Source organism: Candidatus Latescibacter sp. (genome assembly GCA_030692375.1).
GTDB lineage: Bacteria > Latescibacterota > Latescibacteria > Latescibacterales > Latescibacteraceae > JAUYCD01.
This window is the reverse complement of record JAUYCD010000063.1, coordinates 40,116-50,131: the sequence shown is the minus strand read 5'-3', so window position 1 is coordinate 50,131 and position 10,016 is coordinate 40,116. Positions and strand designations below refer to the sequence as shown.

Annotated in this window: 10 protein-coding genes; 2 read left to right on the top strand and 8 right to left on the bottom strand. The window is 53.5% G+C overall.

The genetic code is table 11. The features are described from left to right. The 3 genes from Q8O92_04360 to Q8O92_04350 all read right to left on the bottom strand — a co-directional run. Window positions 1-853: DNA methyltransferase (locus tag Q8O92_04360; GenBank protein MDP2982546.1), on the bottom strand; the 853-nt coding region annotated here is incomplete at its 3' end. 230 nt (window positions 854-1,083) lie between these two features. Continuing rightward, entirely contained in the window at window positions 1,084-2,532 is a 1,449-nt protein-coding gene (gene xylB, locus Q8O92_04355) for a xylulokinase (GenBank protein ID MDP2982545.1), read from the bottom strand. A gap of 167 nt (window positions 2,533-2,699) precedes the next feature. Then, window positions 2,700-3,809 carry a glycosyltransferase gene (locus Q8O92_04350; GenBank protein ID MDP2982544.1) on the bottom strand — a complete coding sequence of 370 codons (1,110 nt, stop codon included), beginning with the start codon at window positions 3,807-3,809 and terminating at the stop codon, window positions 2,700-2,702. A 569-nt stretch (window positions 3,810-4,378) separates the two neighbouring features. Between Q8O92_04350 and Q8O92_04345 the strand changes: the two genes are divergently transcribed. Continuing rightward, window positions 4,379-5,536 carry an MFS transporter gene (locus Q8O92_04345; GenBank protein ID MDP2982543.1) on the top strand — a complete coding sequence of 386 codons (1,158 nt, stop codon included), beginning with the start codon at window positions 4,379-4,381 and terminating at the stop codon, window positions 5,534-5,536. A gap of 261 nt (window positions 5,537-5,797) precedes the next feature. Then, entirely contained in the window at window positions 5,798-7,222 is a 1,425-nt protein-coding gene (locus tag Q8O92_04340) for a neutral/alkaline non-lysosomal ceramidase N-terminal domain-containing protein (GenBank protein ID MDP2982542.1), read from the top strand. Window positions 7,223-7,412: 190 nt separating this feature from the next. Here the strand turns inward: Q8O92_04340 and Q8O92_04335 are convergent, their stop codons facing one another. Genes Q8O92_04335 through Q8O92_04315 form a run of 5 tightly spaced genes read right to left on the bottom strand, consistent with a single transcriptional unit; the run spans window position 7,413 to window position 9,982 of the window. Then, window positions 7,413-8,486, bottom strand: coding sequence for a Gfo/Idh/MocA family oxidoreductase (locus Q8O92_04335; GenBank protein MDP2982541.1), 1,074 nt, complete (start codon window positions 8,484-8,486; stop codon window positions 7,413-7,415). Between the two features lie 19 nt (window positions 8,487-8,505). After that, window positions 8,506-9,279 carry a carbohydrate-binding family 9-like protein gene (locus Q8O92_04330; protein ID MDP2982540.1) on the bottom strand — a complete coding sequence of 258 codons (774 nt, stop codon included), beginning with the start codon at window positions 9,277-9,279 and terminating at the stop codon, window positions 8,506-8,508. After that, on the bottom strand, window positions 9,276-9,551 hold the full coding sequence (locus Q8O92_04325; protein MDP2982539.1) for a hypothetical protein: 276 nt from the start codon (window positions 9,549-9,551) through the stop codon (window positions 9,276-9,278). Before Q8O92_04325 ends, Q8O92_04330 begins: the two co-directional genes overlap by 4 nt. A gap of 60 nt (window positions 9,552-9,611) precedes the next feature. Then, window positions 9,612-9,794, bottom strand: coding sequence for a type II toxin-antitoxin system HicA family toxin (locus tag Q8O92_04320; protein ID MDP2982538.1), 183 nt, complete (start codon window positions 9,792-9,794; stop codon window positions 9,612-9,614). After that, window positions 9,791-9,982 carry a type II toxin-antitoxin system HicB family antitoxin gene (locus Q8O92_04315; GenBank protein MDP2982537.1) on the bottom strand — a complete coding sequence of 64 codons (192 nt, stop codon included), beginning with the start codon at window positions 9,980-9,982 and terminating at the stop codon, window positions 9,791-9,793. Before Q8O92_04315 ends, Q8O92_04320 begins: the two co-directional genes overlap by 4 nt. Window positions 9,983-10,016: the final 34 nt, after the last annotated feature.

Below are 10,016 nucleotides of genomic sequence, written 5' to 3'. Positions count from 1 at the left end.
CGTATTGTGCAAGAAAGGTCTCATAAAAGTGTACAATGGGGTCGCTGCCCTGGCCTTCGTGATAGTAACGGTCGAGGATGCCGGAAGCATCGGCTACTGCGAGGACTTCAGCGATATCGTCAACACACCATGCAAGCTGTTCGGGAAGGTCGCCGAGGGAGATGAAGCGGAACAGGTCGCGCAGAACTCCGATAGTGTGCGGAATGTTGTCGAAGGCAGAGCGCCGGCTGAAGACTTCCCCGGCCCGAGTGCGGGCGGCGAACATTCCGTAGGCAATTGTCTGGGCGAAGAGATCTGCAAAATCTTCGATGGTGAGTGAACCTATAAGGAAGGTCTGGAAGGCCTCGAAGAAGCCGGAGAGCATTCCGGGTTCGGCGCGCTCTTCGACGAGTTGCTGAGCCACGACATCGCGCATGAAGCGGGTGCGTTTGGCCAGTTCGATGGCAAGCGTTTCGGCGGTGAACACCCTTGGCAGAGAAAAGCTGAAAAAGCGGTCAAGGAGAGCTGAAAGTTCGTCAGGTTTCTCGACGGGCGGGACTGTGCGCAACCGGTTCAGTACCAGCGGACGAGCTGATAGAACCGTCTGCACGCACTTGCCATCACGGTAAAGCCGGAATTCAAGGAAGTTAGTCAGAATAAGATTGGGAAACGTAGAGCGGTAGCGGTGAAGCTGTTCTGATTCCTCAATGAGGTCAAGCCGCTCTTCGGAAGGTTTCTTTGCTTCGATGTAGCCGATAATGCGATCGGCGCCATTCCAGAGCCGAAAGTCGGGATTTCCCACATCGGTTGGTTTTGGCAGCGTGGTGATATGTACATTTGCATGTCCGGTTGACAGCGCGACTTCCCCAACCATTTCCGCTAATGTCTGATAAAAGCTTTCTTCCCTTGCATCGCCGCGTAATGCGACATCAGAAAGTTTTTCGATGTAATTTGTGAAAACAGTTTTTTTATTCATCTCAATGTTTCGCCTGACAAGTTTTTTTCATTTTTTATCAATATAATCACACGAATCAGAGATTCAGACTATCTTTTCATCATCTTTTATCATTTTAATCACACGAATCAGTGGTTCAGACAATCTTTTCACTGTTCCCGCCCACGGTATATCTCCTCATATCGCGATACATTGTCGCTTTTGGGTTCGATCACCTGGGACGGTTTCGGGACAAGCTCCGCCGCCTTCCAGTAGTCGCCGTAAGCGCCGACACCCACACCGGCCAAAAGCGCCGTCCCGAAACAGGCCGCCTCTTCGCTTGCCGAAAGAGCGAGGGGGAGATCGAACACATCCGCAAGTATTTTCGGCCAGAGCGGGCTTTTTGCCCCGCCGCCGGAAAGAATGACCGTATGCGGACGGATTCCCATCTGTCCGATGACATCAAGAGAGTCCCGCAGTTCAAACGCCACCCCCTCCAGCACCGCCCGGGCGAAATATCCCCGGGTGTGGTTGAGACGGATGCCGGTGAAACTTCCAGCGGCGGAAGGGTCCAGCATCGGAGAGCGTTTCCCCGCGATATAGGGAGCGAACCGCAGGCCCTCGCACCCGGGGGAAACCGCGGCGGCTTCATGATCCAGCTCGGAGAACGATGCCTGCGGGGCAAAGGTATCGCGGAACCACCGCAGGCTCAAACCGGCCGCCAGGGTTGCGCCCATCAGGTACCACCGTGACTCCGGGAGGTGGCAGAAGGTGTTGAGACAGAGACCGGGGGATATGCGGGGTGAGCGGAGCGGGGTGACAATCTGCCCGCCGGTCCCCACCGCAATGAACATGACGCCCTCATCGAGCACCGCGTTTCCGAGAGCCGCCGCCGCCTGGTCGGCCCCGCCGAGCACCAGGGGAACGCCGTCCGGGATTCCGGTTTGTTCTTCAATGCCCTCGGTTTCTGCGATTACCTGGTCGGAGGCGACGATGAAGGGAAGAAATTCTATCGGGATGCTGAGTTTTTTCAAAACCTCTGTCGACCAGTCGCGCTGGTTCTGGTCGAAAAGGAGAGTGGCAGAGGCATCGGAGGGTTCGCTGTTGAAGAGGCCGCACATGCGGAATCGCAGGTAATCCTTCGGAAGGAGAATCCGGCGCACCTTTCTCCAGACTTCCGGTTCATGTTTCCGCAGCCAGGGGATAATTGCCGCCTGAGTTCCGGGGAAAATACGGTTCATGAGGGTATCCCGGAGGACATCACTGCCCAGCATCTCCGTGATTTCTTCACACTCCGCGGCGCTCCGGGAATCGGCCCATATGACGGCACAGCCGACCGGGGCATTGCCGCTGTCAAGGAGAACGGCGCCGTGCATCTGCCCGCAAAAGGATATTCCTGAAATGTCAGAACCCTTCAGGCTCGAGAGCGCCAGGGCTTCGGCGATAGCTTCCCCGGTGCGGCGCCACCAGAGCTCGGGGTCCTGCAGTGAGGCCCCTGGAACCGGAGTCTCGATGGGATAGGCTCGCGCGGCTATGGCAATACGGGCGCCGTCCTCGCGAAATATCCCGGCCCGCACGCTAGATGTACCCAGATCGATTCCCAAAAGATGCCGCGGCATGGAGTTACCTAAAAATATTTTTTAAAAAGTTCGAAAAGAAATAATCCGGAATCAAGATCCTGAAACAAGTTCAGGATGACACGTGTCATGCCGAACTTGTTGCCGCTTCGCGGGAACGATGAAACAGTTTCGGCATCTATTTTGAAAAAATACAATATAATATGTCGTCATTCATAGTAATCCTCAAGGAGGCTCCGGTATACAGCAAGTGTTTTTTCGACCGTGTTTTCCATTCGATTCTGTTCTGCCAGGACTGCCGACTGCTCTCCCATCTCCCGCCTTTTTTCCGGGTTTTCGATCAGGGTCAGCAAGTATTCCGCCAGAGTTTCGGGATCATTTACCGGCGACAGGTATCCGTTTACCCCGTGACGAACCAGTTCCGGGATGCCGCCGGTATTGGTTGCCGCCACAGGGAGTCTGAAATACATCGCTTCCAGGATGGAAGAGCACAGGCCTTCTTCCCGTGAGGATACAGCATATATATCCGAGGCACGGTACACGGTTGCAATATCTTCCCGGAATCCCAGGAGCCTGACATGTTTTTCCAACCTGAGGCGGCGGATTTCACTCTCTATCCGCGGACGCATTTCCCCTTCTCCGGCAAACAGAAAAATAGCTTCCGGGTGTTTCTTTACCAGGATGTGCGCCGCATGAAGGAGAACGAGGTGCGCCTTGTTGGAGGTGAGCGATCCCACGGTTGAGATCACCACCTGCTCACCGGTCAGTCCGAACGCTTGCCTCGGTTCGGCGATAGTTCCCGACATTTCGAGATTCACCGGCGAGAATCCGTCCCGGATGACGACAATCCTCTCCGGTTCGATACCTTCCGCGATAAGACTGTTTCGCACAGCGTCTGACACGGCGATGATCTTTTTCACCACGTTCGAGTATTTGATTTTCCGGCTGAACCGGGAGCGGAGCGGGAAAGCCACCCTCCGTGAAACGACCAGGCGGCATGAATCCAGCCCCAATAGCGCCAGGAAAGCAGTCGTGTGGGCATGCGCCTCGTGGGCGTGCACGATATTCACCCCCCGTCTTTTAACATAGGCGCGGAGTCTTAGGGCGGAATATATATCGAATTCGCCCCTAAAAGGAAGGTGCACGGCGGGTATGCCTGTTTTTCCCGCCCGCAGTGCCAGCTCTCCGGAAGATTTGCAGAAGAGGATATTCTCCTGTCCGCATTCCATAAGCCCCCGGACAAGCGCCAGAGTCTGACTCTCGCCGCCTCCCCAGGAGGTTTGAGAATTGATATGCAGGATTTTTAATGTATCATTCATATCGATTTTCGGAAAGAAGTCAATAGTCTTGTTTGCTCATATTGTCTGAACCTTGATTTACATGATTACAAGAGAGCCAATTGCAAAAGTCGTTTTTATACTAAAAAAAGGCAAATTGTTAACTTTAGCCCCCTAACCCTCAGTCCCTTTCCCCCCAATGGGGGGCAAGGGAAGTCGATGCTCCACAGTCTTTGCTGCTTCGCAGGCACGATGAAGCCGTGTCCTGCCCCCTTCAGGGGGAAGGATGTCCAAAGGACAGTAAGGGGGCTTCGTAAAATAATATGACTTTTGCAATTGGCTCAAGATTATCCTGATTTTTTTCGTTTCAATCAAGGTAATCCTTTAATCCTACGAATCATGGTTCAGACAATCTTTCAATCAAGGCAATCCTTTCATCCCATGAATCATGGTTCAGACTTTTAATCTAAAGGGTTCCCCCCCGGAATACCAGATTTATTTGAACTATAATTTTCAAAAATATGCGTATGGAAAATCCGCCGCTTTATATTATGTTGACTGTTCACGGTATCCGGCGTCATCTTATTTTCCATTTCTCTGAAACGTTCTCCATGAAAAAAGCTATCCCCCAGATTGTCATTAAGCTCGGAATTCTGAGCCTTCTGAACGACATCTCGAGCGAGATGGTGTTCCCGCTCCTTCCCCTTTTTCTCGCTGCCCTGCCCGGCGGAGGGCCGATGGTTATCGGCATCATCGAAGGGGTCGCGGAAACCACCGGCATGTTTCTGAAACTGGCGAGTGGTTTCTGGTCGGACCGTATCCGGAGAAGAACTCCGTTCGTGATATTCGGATATGCCCTGGCCGGAATTACCCGCCCCCTGATCGCCCTGGCGACCGTGTGGCCTATGGTACTCTTTCTCCGGTTTTCCGACCGGGTGGGCAAAGGGATGCGCGGCGCGCCCCGTGACGCCATGATCGCCGATTCCACCGTTCCGGAGAGGCGCGGAACTGCATTCGGCTTCCAGCGCATGATGGATCACACGGGAGCGGTCATCGGGCCGCTGTGCGCCGCTCTCCTTATCTCTTCCCTCGGATTCTCCATCAAACAGGTGATTCTCTGCGCGGCCATTCCCTCTATTGTTCTTCTCATCATCCTGTTTACCCTGCGGGAACCGCCGCTTTCCGACAGCGAAAAAGACACTCTGCCTTCCAAACCGGCCCCTTTGAAATTAAGCCGGGATTTCCGGCTCCTTCTCGCCGCGGTGTTCGTGTTCACCCTGGGGAATTCATCCGACGCTTTCCTGATCCTGAGACTCCATGATGTGGGGGTGTCCACTCCCTTTATCGCTCTCCTCTGGGCGTTCCACCACACGATGAAAATAACCGGCGCCTGGGCGGGTGGAAAGAGCACCGACCGTTTCAGCGCCAAACCGGTCTATCTGGCGGGGCTTGGCCTGTATGCGATCATTTATCTTGCGTTCGGGACTTTCAACTCGAACATACTGCTCATTCTCGTTTTCATTCTATACGGACTTTCTATCGGCATGATCGAGCCGGCGGAGGGGGCATGGGTGGCGGCGCTCTCCACCCGTGAACGGCGGAGCTCTGCGTACGGGGTCTACAACGCGGCAAAAGGGTTCGCCCTGCTACCGGCCAGCGCGGGGTTCGGCCTGCTCTGGCACGAGTTCGGACAGTTCGCCGCTTTTCTGACCGGCGCTGGACTGGCTTTCACTGCGGCAGGCATCCTGCTTTTTGTGAAAAAAAAGTAGGGAAATACTGTAATACCCTATATATTTCCGCGTTGAAAAAACTTCCTCGCAGCAAGTTGCGAGGTCTCCAAAGATGATCCCCCTGTCACCTACGGTGACATCCCCCTTACTAAGGGAGATAAAATAGAAAAACCATTCTACCGCCGATGGTATCGGTTGCCCCCCTTAATAAAGGACAGGGGGGATTCTACCCCGCAGCAAAGGGTTATGCGTTTTTTTTTCTTACTGTGCTTTAACATCTTACACAAGGAGGTCAGTACCATGAGAAACGGCTGGACGAGGTATTTTTTTGTCTACGGCGCGGCGGCAGTTCTTTTTCTGGTTTATTGCGGTCTGGGATTTTCTGCTCCCCAGGCCGCTGGTGCAAAATCCGCAGAGGTTAAAGTAGGGGTGGGTGAAACCATCATCACAGCTCCTATCGGCACAGCCATGGCCGGATATGCCCGCACGAAACCTTCCGACGGCATCCATGACGAGCTTCATGCCCGCAGCCTGGTGATCGAGGGATCAGACGGAACAACCGTTGTGTTCATGACCGTGGCGATAGTGAACATTTCACGGAATCTCTTCGACCAGGTTCGCAATGGCGTTAACAAAGAGACCGGTATCCCGGTTGAAAACATCATGGTAAGCTGTACCCACACCCATTCCGGTCCGGCGATTCAAGGACCGGAGGATGCCTACTCCAAACTCCTCGTGGAGCGCTCCATCTCAAGCGCGGTGGATGCCTGGAAGAAGCGTGTTCCCGGCCGGATCGGCACCGACATCACCAGGGTGTTTGAATTGGGGCGCAACGACCGCCGCATGCTCTACGGCGGTGTGCACCCTGACCCGACAGTGGGGCTTATAAAAGTGGAGGATGCCAAGGGCAAGCTTCTCGGAGTGGCATTCAATTACGGCTGCCATCCTTCCACACTCGATCTCCACAGCTACAAGTTCACGGAAGACTGGCCGTACTATGCCATCGAGGGAATAAAGAAAAAAGTAGGAAATGATGTCTGGGTTGCCTTCTATCAGTCGGCGCAGGGAGACATCAAAGTAGGCTATTCCGCCGAGCTTTCAGCCATCGGGGCGGCAGTTCCCCTCCGCACCTTCGAATATGCTGAATTGAAGGGAAACCAGATGAGCGATGCGGTACTGAAAGCGCTCCCCGCTATAATAACCGCGCAGAATGTGGAGGTGAAGGCTACTCAGAAATCAACTGTCCTCCCGGCCCGCGAGAGTTTCTACCTGACTGTGGAAGAGGCTCAGAAACAGGCTGATGAAGCCGCCGCAACGCTCAAGAAGATGGAAGAGAATTCCGCCAATATCGGGAAACGGAGGCTCGATTCCTTCCGGGTGGAGAATTATCTGGCCGGGTTGAGACTGCAAGCCGCCAAACGGGTCGCCAATCCCAACCGCGCCAAATCCATCACCATTTACCAGCAGGCGTTCCGGATAGGCGACACCGCTATAGTAACATTCCCCTGCGAGGTATTCTCCGAGATCGGGTTGAAAGTGAAGCAGCAGTCGCCGGTGAAAAAGACCTTCGTAGTCGGTTTGGCCGGCGCCATGGGCGGATATCTGCCGACCGCCGACGAGTTCCTGGAGGACGGCTATGCAGCGCTCATCAGCCCTTTCTCCCCCAAAGCCGAACAGGGGATAATCGACTCTTCGGAAGAGCTGATCGGGATAGTGGAAAAATAGTCCAAAAGGAAAGAAAGTCTGAACCGTGATTCATGGGATTTGAAAGGCTTCTGAAAAACACTTTATTGAATGAAATCCCGCTTTTTCTAAACTCACCTCTTGGTCTCCTCTCTATAATAGAGAGGAGATAACTCGTTGCGAGCCTTCTGTTTCCCCCTCTATTAGAGAGGGGGTCAGGGGGTGAGTTTCATCAGCCCTTCGCCTTCAGATAATTCCTTACCACCCACCAGCGGATGTCCTCCGAATAGGGAACCGCGTCGCTGCCGCCCAGGGAGTCCAGACTCACCGCCCGGCCGGAAAGGCGCGACACATTAGCCGCCGCGAGCGCACGGTGCTCTTCGAGGATGGCCTCGTAGGGCCGGGGAATCGTTCGCTCGGTATAAAACGCATGCAGGGCGCGGAACATGTATTCGAACAGCTTCGGCCCGGCGGTGAAAGTCTTGTTCTCACCTACCCCATAGGCGTTGATATGGAAGGCGCCTGGATAATTGCCGATGGTGTTCATGCCGATCATGGGCGGCTGGCCGTTTCGGGATTTCCAGGTCAGGACGCAGAGCGAGGTCCCAAAGGGCAGGTGCTCGTCGATCCATTTCCCCAGATCCATATTATAGGTTCCCGTGAAATACGCCGTATCTATTCCGCCGCCGAATGCCGCGTGGGCGTAGTTGATCACATGGGGGAACATCCAGGTGAAATGCTGTTCCGGGCAGTATGCCTCGTACGCCCGTATCGGCCCCTTTTCTTTGGCGAATTGCTGCATGTCCGCCACTTCCGGCTGGAACTCCAGCGAGGAGGCGCTCATGAGCGGGGCTTTGTATGCCTTTGCCAGGCGGACTGTCTCCTCGGCGTCGGCGATGGTATAGGTGAACGGGCGGTTTATGAACACCGGCTTTCCCATCTCCAGCGCCGGGCGGGCAAGCTCCAGCGCACGGCGGTAATCGGCGTGCTCGACATGCACCGCATCCGATTCCTTCGCGAGCTGCACCGGGTCGGTCATCACCTTCTCGAATCCCTGAGATTGTTTCAGCTTCTCAGCCACCGCGGGGACATCATCCCAGACAGCGTACGGGCGGGCTTTCACCTTGCCTTTCATGTCGGCGGGCGGATTGTTGAACGACCCGAGAAAATTGTGCGAGCCGAGCCCCAGATGACCGATTTTGATCATTCCCATATTCTGCGCGAAAGCCGGCGCGGTCCTGGACGCCACAATCCCGGCAATACCCGCCAGCGCCGCTTTCCCGATGAACGAACGACGAGTTTCCATAATTTTCCTCATTCCTCAGTTATTTTACAGGTTTATCGCTAAAATACAATTTCCCGAAAAATGAATATAAATGAAAGCTGCCAACTGTTTTTCCCCACTCCGGCGACCACATACTGTCCTGCCAATTTGTCATGCCGCCGCAGCGGTTTACACCGGCGCGCCACAATGTTCCATCTTTGGGCTTTTCTTTGAGCAGTTCAGGATAATCCTCGAATCTGATCGCCATCTCGATGATCCAACCTTCGTCGATATCCTCATCATTGTTTAAAGTCCCTTTTATCACATGCCCTATATGTGGCGGCATGGTAAATCGTCCGCCGCCCCTGGCGCCCCTCCTGTCAGGGTCGTTATACATGCTCAGCCGGTTGCCGATGCAGTTGATTTCGAACATGTTATATGCATTGCCGTCGCCGGGATTCGGATTCCAGAAAAACTCAACACAGTCGTCTTTGTAAGTCTGCGAGTTGGAATTATAGTGGTCGGCCCAGATATGTTTATCTTCACATGTATAGTACACGTATAAAAAGTCATCATCCCAGAGCATTTTAACTTCTGTTTTCTCGAGTTCGGCTTTCTTGGTTTCTTCATGTTTTTCATAGTTATACCACGGGAACTTTAAATCGCCAAGAGATTCGGCGGCCGCCCAGTCCGGATCATCTAAAATACCGTCAATGACAATCTTTCCCGTGCATCGCTTGATCGTGTACTCCGGGCGCCCGGGTTCTTCATCTGCGGCATAGAGGGAGGCAGCACATATCGCTGAAAGACTCAGCAGGATCAGTATCTTTTTCATGTTCTCCCCATACAATGCGGAATGCTTTCTTGTTCATGCCATCTGTCATAACCGAAAATCTCGATGGTCGGAGCATCTTCACCCCAGCCGGGTAGCCGGAGATGAACGCCGCGCAGATGCGCATGGACAAGACCTGTGCCCGCATCGAGTGTTTCACCGGCGAAATCCCTCTCAGGCGGGACAACGATGCAGCCGAATACGCGTGTATAAAAATCCGCGAGTTTCCGCCAGTCCTCGGCGATAAGGTTGGTGTGGACGTATTTTGCTTTCATGTTCGCTGCATTTTCCCCTGAGGATAAAAAAAGGCATCGCCGGTTCGGAAATGATACCTCTCATAGCATAAGCCCAAGGTATTTCATGATATGCTTTGCCAGGACATCGTCGATTTCATTATGGCGGGGTACAGGCTGCTTCTGGCCGGTGGAGGGATTGAGATAGATGTCATGCCGGCTTCCATGTCTGTGTAGGATGCAACCCTGTTCCTTAAGCTGTCTGATTAAATCACTTCGTTTCACAGGATGATTTCTTTGGTTTGATGTTTTTGAGGTACATCTTCCATCACCATAAGAAAGTAGGCTTCTTTCAGATTTTCCTCCAACTCCTCAAGAGTTTCGCCCTGGGTCATGATTTCAGGATGTTCGAGAAGTTTCCCGAGCCAGAAATGATCGCTTTTCCAGTAAACCATTTGCAATTTTTGTTTCATGAGAATCTCTTTCATAGAGTAAAACATTTCAATG

Bases quoted from the DNA above. Each gene is read 5' to 3' on its own strand.
- xylB (MDP2982545.1), bottom strand. From the start codon at position 2,532: ATGCCGCGGCATCTTTTGGGAATCGATCTGGGTACATCTAGCGTGCGG.
- Q8O92_04350 (MDP2982544.1), bottom strand. From the start codon at position 3,809: ATGAATGATACATTAAAAATCCTGCATATCAATTCTCAAACCTCCTGG.
- Q8O92_04345 (MDP2982543.1), top strand. From the start codon at position 4,379: ATGAAAAAAGCTATCCCCCAGATTGTCATTAAGCTCGGAATTCTGAGC.
- Q8O92_04340 (MDP2982542.1), top strand. From the start codon at position 5,798: ATGAGAAACGGCTGGACGAGGTATTTTTTTGTCTACGGCGCGGCGGCA.
- Q8O92_04335 (MDP2982541.1), bottom strand. From the start codon at position 8,486: ATGGAAACTCGTCGTTCGTTCATCGGGAAAGCGGCGCTGGCGGGTATT.
- Q8O92_04330 (MDP2982540.1), bottom strand. From the start codon at position 9,279: ATGAAAAAGATACTGATCCTGCTGAGTCTTTCAGCGATATGTGCTGCC.
- Q8O92_04325 (MDP2982539.1), bottom strand. From the start codon at position 9,551: ATGAAAGCAAAATACGTCCACACCAACCTTATCGCCGAGGACTGGCGG.
- Q8O92_04315 (MDP2982537.1), bottom strand. From the start codon at position 9,982: ATGAAACAAAAATTGCAAATGGTTTACTGGAAAAGCGATCATTTCTGG.